General features: G+C 42.3%; 14 protein-coding genes and 1 pseudogene. 1 reads left to right on the forward strand and 14 read right to left on the reverse strand.

Features of this window, described 5'->3' with window-relative positions; translation table 11 throughout:
* Nucleotides 1–49: 49 nt before the first annotated feature.
* The 5 genes and pseudogenes from ACR63N_RS09965 to ACR63N_RS09985 all read right to left on the reverse strand — a co-directional run bounded on the left by ACR63N_RS09965 (nucleotide 50) and on the right by ACR63N_RS09985 (nucleotide 7,058).
* Entirely contained in the window at nucleotides 50–2,557 is a 2,508-nt protein-coding gene (locus ACR63N_RS09965) for a type I restriction endonuclease subunit R (protein ID WP_472782735.1), read from the reverse strand.
* Between the two features lie 3 nt (nucleotides 2,558–2,560).
* Nucleotides 2,561–3,067, reverse strand: a pseudogene (locus ACR63N_RS09970) (HsdM family class I SAM-dependent methyltransferase); the annotation flags it as partial.
* A gap of 123 nt (nucleotides 3,068–3,190) precedes the next feature.
* Nucleotides 3,191–3,805: a type I restriction-modification system subunit M N-terminal domain-containing protein gene (locus ACR63N_RS09975; protein WP_472781942.1), complete on the reverse strand. Its 615-nt coding sequence runs from the start codon at nucleotides 3,803–3,805 to the stop codon at nucleotides 3,191–3,193.
* A 449-nt stretch (nucleotides 3,806–4,254) separates the two neighbouring features.
* Nucleotides 4,255–5,739: a leucine-rich repeat domain-containing protein gene (locus ACR63N_RS09980; RefSeq protein ID WP_201600860.1), complete on the reverse strand. Its 1,485-nt coding sequence runs from the start codon at nucleotides 5,737–5,739 to the stop codon at nucleotides 4,255–4,257.
* A gap of 135 nt (nucleotides 5,740–5,874) precedes the next feature.
* Nucleotides 5,875–7,058, reverse strand: a protein-coding gene (locus tag ACR63N_RS09985; RefSeq protein WP_105244334.1) for an IS3 family transposase whose coding sequence is annotated in 2 segments (ribosomal slippage) — nucleotides 5,875–6,785 and nucleotides 6,785–7,058 — 1,185 coding nt in all. Because the reading frame shifts where the segments join, the coding sequence is not laid out codon by codon here.
* A 256-nt stretch (nucleotides 7,059–7,314) separates the two neighbouring features.
* On the opposite strand from ACR63N_RS09985, the gene ACR63N_RS09990 reads away from it, so the two are divergent.
* Nucleotides 7,315–8,307, forward strand: coding sequence for an IS110 family RNA-guided transposase (locus ACR63N_RS09990; protein WP_472781943.1), 993 nt, complete (start codon nucleotides 7,315–7,317; stop codon nucleotides 8,305–8,307).
* Between the two features lie 53 nt (nucleotides 8,308–8,360).
* Here ACR63N_RS09990 and ACR63N_RS09995 read toward each other — a convergent pair whose 3' ends face one another.
* The 9 genes from ACR63N_RS09995 to ACR63N_RS10035 all read right to left on the reverse strand — a co-directional run bounded on the left by ACR63N_RS09995 (nucleotide 8,361) and on the right by ACR63N_RS10035 (nucleotide 15,706).
* Nucleotides 8,361–8,453, reverse strand: a complete 93-nt coding sequence (locus ACR63N_RS09995) for a DUF6122 family protein (RefSeq protein WP_439261621.1) — start codon at nucleotides 8,451–8,453, stop codon at nucleotides 8,361–8,363.
* 101 nt (nucleotides 8,454–8,554) lie between these two features.
* Nucleotides 8,555–9,847 (reverse strand): ATP-grasp domain-containing protein, encoded by a 1,293-nt coding sequence (locus ACR63N_RS10000; RefSeq protein WP_071001775.1) that lies wholly within the window; start codon nucleotides 9,845–9,847, stop codon nucleotides 8,555–8,557.
* A 175-nt stretch (nucleotides 9,848–10,022) separates the two neighbouring features.
* Nucleotides 10,023–10,856 carry a twin-arginine translocase subunit TatC gene (gene tatC, locus ACR63N_RS10005; protein ID WP_025645697.1) on the reverse strand — a complete coding sequence of 278 codons (834 nt, stop codon included), beginning with the start codon at nucleotides 10,854–10,856 and terminating at the stop codon, nucleotides 10,023–10,025.
* Nucleotides 10,853–11,239, reverse strand: coding sequence for a Sec-independent protein translocase protein TatB (gene tatB, locus ACR63N_RS10010; RefSeq protein WP_192992010.1), 387 nt, complete (start codon nucleotides 11,237–11,239; stop codon nucleotides 10,853–10,855). The genes tatC and tatB overlap by 4 nt, the downstream gene beginning before the upstream one ends.
* Nucleotides 11,240–11,294: 55 nt before the next feature.
* Nucleotides 11,295–11,579 carry a Sec-independent protein translocase subunit TatA gene (gene tatA / locus ACR63N_RS10015; protein WP_472781944.1) on the reverse strand — a complete coding sequence of 95 codons (285 nt, stop codon included), beginning with the start codon at nucleotides 11,577–11,579 and terminating at the stop codon, nucleotides 11,295–11,297.
* Between the two features lie 80 nt (nucleotides 11,580–11,659).
* Nucleotides 11,660–14,269: a copper-transporting P-type ATPase gene (locus tag ACR63N_RS10020; protein ID WP_472781945.1), complete on the reverse strand. Its 2,610-nt coding sequence runs from the start codon at nucleotides 14,267–14,269 to the stop codon at nucleotides 11,660–11,662.
* Nucleotides 14,270–14,407: 138 nt separating this feature from the next.
* A complete protein-coding gene (locus tag ACR63N_RS10025; protein WP_472781946.1) occupies nucleotides 14,408–14,563 on the reverse strand; it encodes a hypothetical protein in 156 nt (51 codons plus the stop codon).
* A 98-nt stretch (nucleotides 14,564–14,661) separates the two neighbouring features.
* Entirely contained in the window at nucleotides 14,662–14,940 is a 279-nt protein-coding gene (locus ACR63N_RS10030; RefSeq protein WP_025645689.1) for a DUF5676 family membrane protein, read from the reverse strand.
* Between the two features lie 112 nt (nucleotides 14,941–15,052).
* On the reverse strand, nucleotides 15,053–15,706 hold the full coding sequence (locus tag ACR63N_RS10035) for a methyltransferase family protein (RefSeq protein ID WP_443541615.1): 654 nt from the start codon (nucleotides 15,704–15,706) through the stop codon (nucleotides 15,053–15,055).
* Nucleotides 15,707–15,710: the final 4 nt, after the last annotated feature.

A 15,710-nucleotide genomic window follows, 5' to 3' on the forward strand; every position in this document is an offset into this window, starting at 1 on the left:
ATATTCATGCTTTATAAGATGATCGCACATAATTAGGGTTTACCTTCTCCTATGCCTTTACCTTCGTATCCAGTAAAAACCGCGTGAATTGACTCAAGCGCTTAGGGTCTGATAGTAATTGTTTGGTAATCTCTTGATAAGCATCTTGGCTATCAAAGATGGCGTCTAAAGTAGCGTTTGGAAAATCGCCAAGCATCGCTTTATCTGCAGTGTTATTAGCGATCTGCTTCATTACAATTTGATTTTCATTGACTTTATTCCAGATGGTTTGCGAGTAACTAATTAAATCGCTATCGGTCAAATTTTCAGTATCGAATAGCTCATTTAACCTAGCGACTATTTTCGATAGCCAGTCCTCTTGTTTGTCTTTAGCCTTACCAGTACCACCGCTCCCAGGCTTCAGTGGATTGACACTATCTTCTTGCAGTTTGAGGTCTTGCTGACGTAGCTTAGACAAGCGGTAGTGGCTCATAACGATATTACTAAGATCCACTTCTTCATCGTCATCGAGTCTCTCACGTAGCATAGGTTGCAGATGGCGAGCATAGAGACTTAGCTTCTCCAGATCCTTATTATCATAATCGACAATCTGCGACATAAATTCGTACTGACGGGTAAAAGTAGCCAGATCCTTTTTAAAGATCTCAAGTGCGTCTTGCTCTATCTTATAGCCTTTATAATCAGTTTCGGCATTGGCAATCAGCACAGCATCTGCTGTAGCCTTGCTACGCTCAAGCAGCATCTTAGCTTGCACCGCTTGCTCACGGGCAAGCTTATAACGCTTTTGCCAACGCTCAACGGCAGGCTTGCAGATATTACTGATAGCCGCGTTAGATTTACTCGAAGCATAAAAGGCAATGACCAACTGCTCAACCTCAGCCCAATGGAATATTTTACTGGCTACTAGCTTGTCATATAGCTCGAATACACTATCAGGATCGGAGACCTCATCTAGCGTGGCATTTTTATAATACGGCTGAAATGCCTCTAATATATCTTCTGGATCATTAAAGAAGTCGAGCACAAAGGTACCACTCTCCGACTTGCCCGCATAGGTACGGTTTAAACGTGAGAGCGTCTGTACGCAGTCTACGCCGCCTAACTTTTTGTCGACATACATAGCGCAAAGTTTGGGCTGATCAAATCCTGTCTGAAATTTGTTAGCCACTAGCATCACTTGATAGTCATCGCTATCAAAGGCTTTGCGCATATCCCGACCTTTTAGATTGGGGTTCATAGTCTGCTCGGTAAATTTTTGCTCAAGCAAAGCACTGCTATCGGGATCACTAGCATGAAAGCTCATTTCACCTGAAAAGGCCACCATAGCATTAATACGCTGATAGCCTTGCTCACTAATATAACGATCAAAGGCGAGCTTGTAGCGTACTGCCTCTTTACGCGAGCCAGTCACCACCATCGCTTTGGCTTGTCCACCAAGTAAGCCTTTGACGTTTTTATTAAAGTGCTCAATGATGACTTTCACTTTTTGTGAGATATTATGATCATGCAAGCGTACCCAGTTATTGAGCTTGATAGTCGCACGGCGAGTGTCTACTTCCTCATCTGCAGCGACCAGCTTTTGAGTCAACTGATAGACTACTTTATAGTTGGTATAGTTCTTTAGCACATCTAGTATGAAGCCCTCTTCTATCGCTTGGCGCATGGAGTAGACATGATAAGACTCTGGAATATTTTGCTTAGATGGCGGCAGCTCAGGATTAGGCAGACGCCCAAACAGCTCTATAGTTTTAGGTTTTGGCGTAGCAGTAAAGGCATAATAGCTCAGATTAGGGCTACTACGACGCGTGGCAATAATGTTATCGAGCATGTCTTCACTAGATAGTGGCTTATCGTCATTATTGTTATTATCGTCACTTCCTCCAGCATCACCCGACACTAACACTTCTTTAAGCTTACGCGCAGTAGCGCCAGTCTGTGAGGAATGCGCTTCATCAGCTATAATGGCGTAGCGACGCTCTTTTAGCACGGCTGAGTTCTCAATCGCTCTCAACACAAAGGGAAATGTCTGGATGGTGACAATTATGATGGGCTGTGAGTTCTCTAATGCTGCCGCTAGCTTCTCTGACTTGGAGCCGTCGCCCTCTTTATTATTGATTCGACCTACTACACCATCGGCATGTTCAAACTGATAGATAGTATCTTGTAGCTGGTCATCGAGCACTGTACGATCGGTGATAACGATGACGGAATGAAAGTGCTTATCGCCATCGCTATTATACAAAGTGGAGAGCTGATGCGCGGTCCAAGCGATAGAGTTCGACTTACCAGAGCCTGCGCTATGCTGAATAAGGTAGCGTTGCTCAGAGCTGTGCCCTACGCCTTCATTGATAGCGGCGTTAACCAATTTGGTCACCACATCCCACTGATGATAACGCGGAAATATCAGCGTTTCTTTTTTGGACTTACGCCCTTCCCAGTCCTCTACTGTTTCAATTTGCAAATGCACGAAGCGGCCCAGAATAGCTAATAAATGCTCAGGGGTCAGCACTTCATTCCATAGGTAGTCAGTGGCATAACGACTACTATCGTCTGGCACATCATTACCCGCGCCGCCCGTGAATAGTGGTGAGCCATTGAGAATAATACCGATACGGCTACCCTGCGCATCTGTAAAATTGGCGTTTTTATCGCTAGAGTTATGATTGTCATGCATCTTACTAAGCAGATGCATAAGAAATAGCAAGGAGCCATCTGACACTCTTGGCAAGCCAGCACCAAAACGCCCTTCAAAGCCTTTTTGCTCATACTCATCTTTGATCTCGCCTGCGATCTTTTTCCAGTCCACCCCAAACGGTGGATTGGAGAGCATATAGTCGAACTGCTCATTCTCTAGCTGATCATTGGATAAGGTATTGCCAAGTTTGATACGGCTGACATCCTGTCCTTTAATAAGCATATCTGCTTTACAAATAGCATAGGACTCAGGGTTAAGCTCTTGACCAAAAGTGCGCATCACCGCGTCTGGGTTTAGCTCAAGCACGTATTCCATACCCGATGATAAGAAGCCACCTGTACCCGCTGTTGGATCGTAGATAGTACGGATGATATAGTAGATACACTCTAAAAATGTCATAGCGCTACTGGGATGAATTTTGCGCAGCCTCTGGGAACGCAGCACGCAAGTAAAATTTATACCAGTAGCGCGTTTAAATCCATAACAGTTTTACATTCAGCTAACTATACCGTCTTTGGTGAGCGCCTCGTCATCTTCCATAAAGACTAAGGACGTCGTCAAACGTACAATATCACGTGGCGTAAAATGCTCGCCTGCCGTCTCATTGGAGCTTTCGGCAAACTTGCGGATGAGCTCTTCAAACACTAAGCCCATGTCATGATTCGATATTGCTTCAGGACTGAGGTCAAAATTTTGAAACTTTTGTACTACTTGATACAGCAAGTTGGCATCATCTAGTTGTCCGACGAACTCTTCGAACTTAAAATACTCAAATATCTCCCGTGCGTCTTTAGAGAAGGATTGAATATAGGTGTTTAGATTGTCCTTGATATCACTTTGACCAAGCTTGCTTAGGTCCATTGGGGAAGTATTATAAAATGCGCGCTTACTCACGCGAATTAGTTGCTGCTCCTGCATATTTTGATCTTTGATAGCGGCATACTTTTCGACAACCGCATCTTTATGGTCGCTTAATACGCACTCTAAACGGCGCAGCAGTGCAAAGGGTAATAATATGCGCCCGAATTGGGATCGTTTAAAATCGCCACGCAATAGGTCAGCGACTGACCAAATGAAATCAGCAGTTTGAGAGAAGTTATTGGTTGTCATAAGCGTCGTCTTAATATTTAGAAGGGCTATTTGATATGTGTGAAGGATTATAGCGCACCCCGTTATATCTAGTAAAAATAGTTTGAGCGAATGATGTTTTCGACACTGAATGATAGGTTCAGCCTAGCGATGTGTGTGCTAAGTTATTCTCCAATAATAATCTTATCAGGAATCCACACTGTCATTATTAATGAGGATTTGATGAATTTCTACGAGCGAAATCATAATTTGTTAGATGTCAAAAACTCAACTATTGAGGGGCTATAAATCTTACTTCATGGTATATATGCGCTTATATTTTGTGCATTTGAGACATTAAAAAAGGCTACTAACACTATGCTATATATAGCGTTAGTAGCCTTCGTTTAAATTGATATTTTACTCAGGTGAGGTTGTTAATATTAGGGTTTGAAGTTTGCTAAGAGTATGATGTGAATATCGCACGACCGCTAAGAGTATGATTGTTTATCCCAACCGTAGACTGTATCAATAGAACGTAAATAACATTTCACCCTCGGAGAAAGCCTATCAAGAGGATTACCAGTAAGATTGATACATCTCAAACTATTCAGCTGTGTAAAATTATCTGGCAGGTTTCTAAGATTACAATAAACAAGCTCAAGCTTAACAAGATTATTAAGCTCACCAATACTATTAGGTAGCTTGCCCAATTTACAATAACTGATAAAAAACTCAGTCAGACTCTTAAGTTGCCCTATGATTTCAGGCAGCTCTTTGAGGCTACAATGGTTAATATAAAGCTTCTCTAGATTAGTAAGTTGACCTACGCTATCAGGTAGCTTGTCAAACTTGCCATGACTAATAAAAAGCTCAGTTAAGCTAATAAGCTGCCCTATGCTATCAGGTAGGACTTCAAGCTTAGAGTGATTAAAATTGAGCTTAGTTAAGTTAACGAGCTGTCCGATGCTATCAGGCAATACTTTAAGTTTACAGTTGATAATATTAAGCTCAGCAAGGTTAATGAGGTGTCCAAAGCTATCGGGTAGCTCCGTTAGTTCAAGGTGAAGCAGGTCAAGGTGAGTTAAGCTCAAAAGCTGGCCTATGCTATCAGGTAGCTCTTCAAGCTCACAATGAGTAATAAAAAGCTCTGTAAGACTGCTCAGTTGTCCAACGCTGGCGGGCAACTCTTTAATACGACAACGATTAATATAAAGCTTGTTGAGGTTGGTAAGCTGTCCAATACTACTAGGTAGGTCTTTGAGATCACAGTTAATAAGATCAAGGTCATTTAAATTTTTGAGTTGCCCTATGCTGTCAGGCAAGTGCTTGAGCGGGCAATAACTAATAAAAAGCTTAGCGAGGTTAATAAGCTGCCCTATGCTGTCAGGCAGTTCTTCAATCTCACAGTGAACTATATCAAGTACCGTAAGCTTAGTAAGCTGTCCAATGCTGTCAGGTAAACATTGAATCTGACAGCGACCAATGAACATCTTAGTAAGGTTATGAAGTTGTCCAATACTATCAGGTAGCGCTTCGAGTTCACTTTGATCAATAAAGAGTTCAGTAAGATAACTCAGTTGCCCGATGCTCTCAGGTAATGCGACAAGTTTAGAGTGACTAATAGACAGTTTGGTTAGATTAGTGAGCTTACCGATATTGGGCAGTAAATGACTTGAACATATGCCACTGATAGTTATATCTACTAGATTTGTAAGGTTGGTAAGCTCATCGGGTAGATAGGCTATTCTATAGACGTCTTTTGAGTGTTGCTCATCATGTTCAGGCTCTAAGATCTCTAGCTTTTTTAGGGCTAACAGTGATTCTTTATTACGAGGAATTTCAGAATGCTTGAGCTCAAACTCATCTGCCCACGCCCATATTTTCTCAATCCAGTTGTCATTAGTATTTAATGTTTTATTAGAAGTATCAGACTGATGAATGTCCTGATGGTAGTTATTATTGTTTGGATTCATAGCTTTATTCCTTATAACAACTTGAACTATTTTTCTTATGCCAGAATAACGTTAGTATCCTGACATAGGTTTATGCAGCCCTATGCTACACATAGTCGAGATAGTCTTTAGCTAAATTGTAGTGGTCAAATATTTTTAGACAGTACTTAAGAGGTTTTTGTTGAAATAAAGCCTCTCTTTCTCGCTCGGTGTTAAATACTCATTAAAGCTGTGTGGTCTTACACTTTGATAATAGCCCCAAATATAATCATTTACTGCCTGCCGAGCCTCATCAATATTGTCATAGCCGTTTTTTGGCATCCACTCTGTCTTAAAGCTTCTAAAGAACCTCTCTGTAGGTGCATTGTCCCAACAGTTGCCTCGTCGGCTCATACTATGCGACATACCATTGCACTTGGCTACGCATTTAGCATACTCTTCACTGGTATAATGACTGCCTTGATCTGAATGAAACAGCACGCCTTTAGGCTCAAGTCTTATGTGATATGCCATTTTTAGTGCAGATGTGGTCAGCTGGGTATTCGGGCTATCTGACAAGGCAAAACCAACAATACGTCGAGCATATAAATCCATAACGATGGCTAAATAACACCATCCGCCTTTGATACGAATATAAGTAACATCACCTGTCCACACTTGGTTTGGTGCAGTGGGCGCAAACTGACGGTCTAGTATGTTTCCATAAACTTTATGGAATTTTTCACAACGCCTGTACTTATGTGATTTTATCTGTCGACTAATCAACCCCATTTGTGCCATCAGCTTACCTGCTCTGTAGCGTGTGAGTTTAATGTCATGTTGATGCGTGACGATAGCAGATACCGTCCTTGCACCAGCCGAGCCATTTGACTGCTCAAATACTTCTCTGATTAAGGCTTTGAGCCTTATAAGTTCAATGTCTATAGACCTAGATTTAGTACTGTTGTAATAGCTGCTTCTAACAACCCCAAACAGTTCACATAGCTTGTGTTTGCTAATATGCTTATGATGCTCTGCAAGCTTGGTTATTAGCGATAGACGCTGAGATTGTCTTGGGCTAGCAGAGCAGATGCCTTTTTTAATATATCTCGCTCCATCTTAAGCTGTTTGACCTGTTTTTCAAGCTCTTGTATACGCCGTAATTCAGGCGTTAGGGCTTTGCCTTCTGATGGCATGACACCTTGCTGTTCTTTACGGTATTTATATACCCAATTCTCTAAGGTGGTTTTGCCGATACCTAATGAGTTGGCTACTTCTGGTATCTTCCTGCCTTGATCTTCAACCAGTTTAATGGCTTCTAGCTTAAATTCTTGGCTGTAGCGTCCGCGTTTGGTGGTCATATCTTCTCTCCAGTCTTGGTGATAGTATAACCTTGTATCTTGAATAATCGCTTAATACTGCCAACGAAAGTTGATAAAATAAAGCAGTTATTCATGAGCATTGAGAGTATGAGTATAACCTTAGTGCCTAGACACTGTGTAAGAGATTATGCCCAATGCTCATCCTATCATCTTAATATTCTGAATGGTATCCAAGTGCCTCGACATCTTATCAGATGCCATGAGTGACACTGCATAAACAAGGGAAGACAATAAGATGACACATTATATAGGCATAGACGTTAGTAAAAATAAGCTAGATATTGCATGGCTCAAAGACACTGACAAACTAAAATTCAAAACTAAAGTCTTTAAAAATGATCACAGTGACTACGCTGCTCTTATCAACTGGCTCATTGCTAACATCACTGACGACTTAAGTAATATTCACATCACGGTCGAGGCCACAGGAGTCTATCACGAGAACATCGCCTACTACCTATTTGATAAAGGTCTTAACGTCAGTATTATCAATCCTGCTTATATCAAAAGCTATGCTGCTAGTTTAGGAAGTCGCAACAAGACGGATAAAAAAGACAGTATGTTATTAGCCCGCTACACCTATAGTGCTAAGCCTAAATTATGGACACCGCCGCCAGCAGAGGCGCGTCACCTCAAGTCATTATTGTCGCGCTTAGACGCACTACAAGAAGACTTACAATGTGAGCTGAATCGATTGGAAAAAGCGCAGGCCACAGACACCGCTCCTATCGTTAAAGCTTCTATTGAGCATATGATAGCCTCTTTGCAAGCCGCTATTGTTAAGCTCAATGGTGATATTGATGACCATATCGATCATCATCACAATTTAAAGCAAGATCAGACTCTACTACAAACTATTAAAGGCGTCGGCCCTGTTGTCTCAAAGCAGATGGTGTCGCTGATGCATAATAAGCAGTTTAGTCAAGCGTCACAAATGGCCGCCTTTTTAGGCTTAGTTCCCAAACATAGTGAATCAGGGCTATTTAAAGGCAAGTCTCGCTTAGCAAAGAATGGCTCAAGTGATATCAGAGCCAAACTGTATATGCCAGCGCTAGTCGCCATTAAGCATAATCCTGATATTAAGGCGCAGTATGAGCGACTGCTTGCTAATGGTAAGTGCAAAATGCAGGCTGTCTGTGCGGCGATGCGTAAGCTTGTGCATATTTGTTTCGGCGTGGTTAAACATCAGCAACCTTACCAAGCAAGAGTTGAGCTAATTAGCACTTGATTTGGCTTTTTTAAGATGGTATCTCTTATCTACTGTCCTATTTCATTATGCCACTACAGTTTGTAATCATCACGAAAAAAAGTATAGGCAATAATCAACGGCATGCCAAAATGCAGGAAGTAGTGGATAACGGTTTGGATCATCATCTTTCCAATTCAGCATGATGTTTTATTGATAAGTTGGTATGCAGAATAATTAAACTAGTAAACGTTACTTAAGAAGCCAAAGCTACATGTTCATGCTATGTTCAGACTTGAAAAACAGGCGCAAAGCCACCCCCTGGTGTGCGAAAGTTAGTCGCTTGGCCTTGATAGATACGCCCAGCAGTTAGTAGCAGCTGTCCTGCATAGGTATAAAGACGTATATCTACCTTTCTAGTCGTCACCACATCATCAATCTTTATTGATCGCTCTGTAGCAGGGATAAAGGTCTGCGCAATATAGCTTTCATCTAAAATAGTCTCGAATACGCGGCGGGTAATCTTGCTGCCACGGTAAACGCCCTTACTACCATAACCAGCTACTGGCTTAAAAAACAATTGTCTCCGAGTACGCCATAATTCTGCTGCATCCTCTTTTGTAACCATTCTGGTAGTTGGTACTGACTTTTTTAGATATTCTGCATCATCATCACCTAGTCCCCACGACTGCAAAGTTTGCGTATCGGATAGTAAAGTCAGGTTGCGCTTATTAGCGAATATAGCATGGGCATGCGGATTGGGGGTTACTACTACCGCACCCTCTAAATAGGCACTTTTAAGCACGGCGTGGTTGGGGTTTTCAAAGGCGAAATCGACTAACCGATTATAGATCATATCAATGGGCTTGCTATGAGCTGTCAGTACACCATCAGCATAGTTAAGCTCAGACGGATCGAGTATAACGGTATCAATGCCTTTAGCTTGAAGTAGTTGGCAGGCCAGCTGAAACTCCAAATACATGAACTGGCTTTTGGGCTCATTATCCACAATAGCAATGCGATTGGGCATGCTAGTTGCCGATTGTCGCTGCCATTCTTGTATGAACATATTAGCGACCGCTTCTTCAAACCCATCAAGCATTTTAGTAGTAGCAACACTTTGCTCTGAGGGGCGACAGCAGTGTTTTTGTGCGCGGGCAAGTGCTACGTTTAAAAATGCGCCTCCAGCATTGGTATTGATCTCAATAAGCTTGGGGTCATCGCTCCCTAAGTGAAAGTCATAACCCATAAAGGCCCCTATTGGCCCCGGATCGAAAGCCGCGATATTGGGTGCCCACGACAGTACTTGCTGTTGATATGACGGTAGTCTAGCAGTCGACTCAATAGCTGCGATGATTCGCACCATTGCTTCTATCTCTGTCTTAGGGACGAACACCGGTGTCGCTGAAAACAGCTTATTAAGCTCATTGGCTCCTAGTGGATTATCTCTTGTGTTTACTAATTGATCTTGCAGGCTGTTATTAAGCGCTTTACGATCTAAAGTACGGCAATAGCACTCTTGATTAAGCTGATTTGCCAGATTATCATTCGTTTTGTTTTTATTATTAATTAGGGATTCCATTTAAATCTCATTACTAAGTTGAATGTACTGATAGGGTTTAGGGGACAGCCAAAATAAAAAAAGTGTCTTAAATGTTTAAGATAAGGTTATTTTTATAGTTACTTTACGAAATAGTCATTTTGCAAGATACTTAATTTGCAATATATCTAGTTTATAAATTAGCTACTTTGCAAGGTTATACGGTTTTACGCTCTTCTTTAATGAGTACTTTCGCTAAAAACAAACCTAACTCGAACAGTAGCCACATTGGAATCGCGAGCAATAGCATTGACACCCCATCGGGCGGTGTGACTACCGCTGACACAGCAAAACAACCGACGATGATATATCGGCGCTTACTCTCTAGACTCTGAGTGGATATGATACCGACCATTATCAATAATAAAGTAACCACTGGAATCTCAAAAGTGAGTCCAAATACCATAAATAACTTTAGCGCAAAGCTTAAATAACTGTCGATATCGGTCATAGGTATAACGTTTTGCGGAGCGAATAAAATAAAGAACTTCAATACGCCTTTGAGTACCACAAAGTAGGCAAAAGCGACACCAGAATAAAATAGGAATATCGAAGATATCAGCACTGGAATAGTGATTTTTTTCTCTTTTTTATATAATCCAGGCGCTATAAATGACCAAATTTGATACAGAATATACGGCATCACTACAAAGGCAGCAACGAAAATCGTCAAGCGAATAGGTGCCATAAAGTTCGAGGTAATATCAGTAGCAATCATAGTCGAATTCGCAGGCAGCTGCGCAACCAGAGGGTCTGATAAAAGATTGTAGAGCTCACGCGAAAACCCTACCAATGCTAAGAAGACGATCAAAACGGCTACGCATATTTTGATGAGATGCTTGCGTAATTCAATCAAATGCTCAGTAATAGGCATGTCGCTAAGCACATTCAGCACATTATCAGTCTCAACATTATGGGTAGCATCTGACGCCTTAGCATCTGTATTTGCTAACTTTCTTTGGCGACTTTTTTGGCGCTTAAATAAGCTCATTTATCCCCCTTCTCTATAGCTGAAGAAGAGGAAGTATCTGGCTGATGATTTTGCTGCTGAGGAGTGTTTGACTGATAGGAAGTATCTAAGCTTTGGTTTTGCGAGTTTTCAAACTTATCCATACTACCGCGCATCTCGGCTAACTCACGCCGCATGTCTGTCTCAGTCTGACGAATCTTTGCCAGCTCATCTTGCATCTGTTTTCGTGTCTCAGCCAAATCAAGCTCAGACTCTATATCAGACTGTAAGGTTGAAATCGTGCGACGCAATTTGGCATACCATTGCCCAGCGGTACGTGCGGCTTGCGGCAGTTTTTCTGGGCCCAATACGATTAAAGCAATGACGCCAAACAAGAGTAATTCGGAAAACCCAATATCAAACATAACAGTCACATATATTAATAGACTACTTAGTGCCGCTATTTATAAGCGGCGCGCTTCATACTTTAGGCTGGTCATCAGTGGAAATAGGGCTGATTTCCATATCATCAGCCTGATTACCTACACGCGTATTTAAATCATTACTTGCAGCTGGCGTACTATTTTCATGGCTAAGCACATGATTTTTGCGAGCATTCTCGGGTTCTTCATCTTTGACCGCTTCTTTAAAACCCTTCACCGCACCGCCTAAATCTTTACCTGCATTTTTAAGCTTGGCAGTACCAAATATGACCACCACTACGACCAATAAAATCAGCCAATGTGTAATAGAAAAGCTGCCCATAACGGTATCCTTATATTTTGTGATCTTGTTTAGACCAGTATGTGTCAGTGTGCTTTAGAACACTTTTTACCGTACCAGAATTATAGTTTCAAACGGCGCAATCGCAGCGCGTTAGCAATCACCGAGAATGACGACAAGCTCATCGCTGCCGCTGCTATCATCGGACTGAGCAGAAGCCCAAATATGGGATAGAGCACACCTGCGGCAATAGGAACACCAAGTGCATTGTAGATAAAGGCAAAAAACAGATTCTGTCTGATATTGCGCATGGTGGCGTGGCTAAGCTTATAAGCTTTGGCAATGCCCATTAAATCACCTTTTAGCAGGGTAATGCCCGCACTCTCCATCGCCACATCGGTACCGGTTCCCATAGCGATACCAACATTAGCTTGCGCTAGCGCTGGTGCGTCGTTGATACCATCACCCGCCATAGCGACCAATTTACCGCTGTCTTGCATTTCTTTGACGATACGGTTTTTATCCTCTGGTGAGACATCCGCATGAACTTCATCAATACCTAGTTTATTGGCGACTGCCTGCGCGGTTTTTTCGTTGTCACCGGTTAGCATCACAACTTTTAAACCTGCGTCATGAAGCAGTGAAATAGCCTCTTTAGTGCTTGGTTTAATAGGGTCAGCAACTGAAATAATACCAGCAGCTTTACCGTCTATAGCCACAAACATTACCGTTTCACCGTCTTTTCTACGGACATCAGCTTTAGTGGACAGCTCATTATCAAAACTATTTAGGCTTTCCATAAGCTTAGAGTTACCAATAGCGACTTTCTTACCATCGACCACGGCTTGTACGCCTTCGCCAGTAGTCGAATTAAAGTCAGTAGCTTTAGGAATAATGAGTGATCTTTCTTGAGCTGCTCTAACGATAGCTTCTGCTAAAGGATGCTCGCTAGCGCTTTCTACTGAGGCTACCAATGCGAGGAACTCGTCTTCATCTTGACCTACCTGCGCATCAATTGCGGTAAGCTCGGGCTTACCAGCGGTCAGTGTTCCGGTCTTGTCGACGACAATGGTATCGACTTTTTCCATACTCTCTAACGCTTCAGCATTTTTGATGAGGACGCCGTTTTGCGCGCCTTTGCCGGTACCAACCATAATGGACATCGGCGTCGCTAGACCAAGGGCACAAGGACAAGCAATAATCAGTACCGCAATCGCGTTAACCAAGGCATAGGCCATAGCGGGCTCAGGGCCGAATATCGCCCAGACAATAAAGGTTATGATAGAGGTGACAATAACAATAGGTACGAACCAACCCGCCACTTGATCTACCAAGCGCTGGATAGGCGCGCGGCTACGCTGGGCTTCAGCAACCATTTGTACAATTTTAGATAATACTGAATCTGCTCCAACATTGACCGCTTCGACTAATAGCGTTCCGGTGCCATTTACCGTACCACCAGTCACTGTATCTCCTGCTACTTTTGATACAGGGATTGGCTCACCCGTCACCATTGATTCATCAACACTACTATTACCATCGATCACTGTACCATCTACGGGTAGTTTCTCACCTGGTTTAACCCGTAGCTTATCGCCAGTGACGACCTCATCAAGCGAGACTTCGACTTCTTCACCGTTTTCATCGACACGTCTTGCGGTTGGTGGTGCGAGCTCAAGCAAAGCTCTAATCGCACCTGAAGTTTGGCTTCTGGCTTTGAGCTCTAATACTTGACCCAGTAGCACCAAGGTTACAATGACAGCTGCTGCTTCATAGTAGACTCCGACTTGACCAGAGGCATCTCTGAAACTGTCTGGGAAAATATCGGGAAAAAAGGTCGCGACAATACTAAAAATATAAGCAGCGCCTACGCCTATCGCAATCAAAGTAAACATATTTAGATTGCGGCTTTTTATAGACTGCCAGCCACGAACGAAAAACGGGGCGGCGCCCCAAAGCACTACAGGGGTCGCGAGCACTAACTCAGCCCATTGTAAAACCTGTGAAGGTATACCATACTGACTAAAGTCAACTCCAAACATACCGCTCATCACATATATTAATAGCGGTACAGTCAACACGGTACATATCCAAAAACGACGAGTCATGTCGTCAAGCTCTGAGGTGTCCTCTTCACCGATAGTAAGCGTTTCGGGCTCAAGCGCCATACCACATATCGGACAACCGCTATTTCTAACGTCTCTCACTTCAGGATGCATAGGACAGGTATATACCGTGCCATCGTAATCAGCAGGTACTTTATCGTATTTACCGCCTTTAACAGATTTTACTCCGCTACTATCAGTATCCTTTCCATGACAGCTAGCGTGACTATCATCTTTAGCAACTTCGTCTTCAGGTTTAAGAAACATGCCACATATTGGGCAGTCACTTTTTTCAACATCTCTTACTTCTGGATGCATAGGACAAATATAGACCGTACCGCTATAATTTTCCGGTATCTTGTCGTACTTATCGTCTTCGACAGAATTTACCTCATTACTATTATTAGCATCCGCTCCATGACAATGCGCATGACTATCTTCATGGTTGTTGGATTCAGCAACCTCGTCTTCAGGTTTAAGAAACATGCCACATATTGGGCAGTCACTTTTTTCAACATCTCTTACTTCTGGATGCATAGGACAAATATAGACCGTACCGCTATAATTTTCCGGTACTTTATCGTACTGACCACCTTTGATAGATTTTTCATCGGCAATATGTTTCATAAAACCACTCCTTGAAGACAATAAATATTGATAATAAGTACAACTCTTAAAGCACTATCATCAATCCTCGATTGCTATTCATCTAATCATTAATCTAAAAACCTCTAAAAAATAATTTCTATACTTTTCAATTGGAATTTAGTTTTTATCACGCAAATACTTGAGCAGTGCCATGATTGATAGTACTAGTACTGCGAAAAATAGTAGGGTGAATAACAAACAGATAAGCATCATAACCCAGCCCATGCCATACATCATTGAGCCGTTCATCATGCCATGCATTGACCCATTCATTATGATTTCTCCTCAGTCTAAACTGTGATCACTCCAACTCTTCAATTAATTTTTACTCGAACCGAAGAGGTTTACTGACTGTTAATATATCAATATCTTTAGCGCACTTTGGCGAACCAACGATATAGTGGCACGAACAAGATGGCGAAATACCAACCGTAAAGATATGATTCTACAAGTCCAATTAGAAAACCTGTCCATGTTAACCACTCAAAGCCAGGTAGTAGAGGTGCCCAAGCTTCGTGCATCGCTATCTGTTCGGGTGCGAGTAAACCAAACCCTATGCATAATAGATAACTAATGAGTAGAAACAACGATACACTATTGCCAACAGGGGCAATCCTTAAAGTACTTGTTGTTAAGTTTGATTTGACCATCTTAGTAATCCTCACTATTGTATGATGTGGTTCAAGCTCAAGATAACCAATCGTATCTAACCATGCTAACTCTAAGGATTTGTATGAATTAAAGCTTTATCCTGTATTGATATTACTTTTTAACTCGTGCGGCGGCGGCAAGTTGACGCCATTGACCCCATTGAGGAATAAACATTGGCACTTGCTGTTTGTAAGCAAGGTAGTCTTTACCAAACTCTTCAAACATATGCCGTTCCTCACGTCGAGCTAACCATGTGTATACAAGCACAATCACTGGAAACAGACCGATTGAAAACAGAGTTGGCCAATGCACCACACCCTCACCGAACAGTGCAATAAACAACCCGGTGTACTGAGGATGACGTACGTAGGCATAGAGTCCATCAGTTACTAAACGATTTCCCCCTCGTGCTTTGTGGACTTGGCGCCAACCTTGAGCAAAAAGACCGACTCCTAAAAATGCAATAGCATAGCCGAGTAGCATTGAGATCATCATGCCTGTCTCACCTAAACCAACAAGGGTCGACCATAAGCTAGCGCTGACATATTGGCTGTCCAAACCAAAAAACCGTACTAATAAATATATAGTGAGCGGAAAGCCATACATTTCTGCGTAAAGTGCAATAATGAAAGCCTGAACTACACCAGCACCCGCCCATTCACGCCAGTTCTTTGGTGCGAAATAACGGTAAAAGAACCAAGAAATCAGAACAATAACAATTAGTGCGAGACCCCAAGTTCCAGCGTGATTAAATGACTCATTCATAGCT

It is taken from the genome of Psychrobacter sp. M4, assembly GCF_055699795.1.

Coding starts and splice junctions, on each gene's coding strand:
- ACR63N_RS09975 (WP_472781942.1), bottom strand. CDS start 3,805: ATGACAACCAATAACTTCTCTCAAACTGCTGATTTCATTTGGTCAGTC.
- ACR63N_RS09980 (WP_201600860.1), bottom strand. CDS start 5,739: ATGAATCCAAACAATAATAACTACCATCAGGACATTCATCAGTCTGAT.
- ACR63N_RS09990 (WP_472781943.1), top strand. CDS start 7,315: ATGACACATTATATAGGCATAGACGTTAGTAAAAATAAGCTAGATATT.
- ACR63N_RS09995 (WP_439261621.1), bottom strand. CDS start 8,453: ATGATGATCCAAACCGTTATCCACTACTTCCTGCATTTTGGCATGCCG.
- ACR63N_RS10000 (WP_071001775.1), bottom strand. CDS start 9,847: ATGGAATCCCTAATTAATAATAAAAACAAAACGAATGATAATCTGGCA.
- tatC (WP_025645697.1), bottom strand. CDS start 10,856: ATGAGCTTATTTAAGCGCCAAAAAAGTCGCCAAAGAAAGTTAGCAAAT.
- tatB (WP_192992010.1), bottom strand. CDS start 11,239: ATGTTTGATATTGGGTTTTCCGAATTACTCTTGTTTGGCGTCATTGCT.
- tatA (WP_472781944.1), bottom strand. CDS start 11,579: ATGGGCAGCTTTTCTATTACACATTGGCTGATTTTATTGGTCGTAGTG.
- ACR63N_RS10020 (WP_472781945.1), bottom strand. CDS start 14,269: ATGAAACATATTGCCGATGAAAAATCTATCAAAGGTGGTCAGTACGAT.
- ACR63N_RS10025 (WP_472781946.1), bottom strand. CDS start 14,563: ATGAATGGGTCAATGCATGGCATGATGAACGGCTCAATGATGTATGGC.
- ACR63N_RS10030 (WP_025645689.1), bottom strand. CDS start 14,940: ATGGTCAAATCAAACTTAACAACAAGTACTTTAAGGATTGCCCCTGTT.
- ACR63N_RS10035 (WP_443541615.1), bottom strand. CDS start 15,706: ATGAATGAGTCATTTAATCACGCTGGAACTTGGGGTCTCGCACTAATT.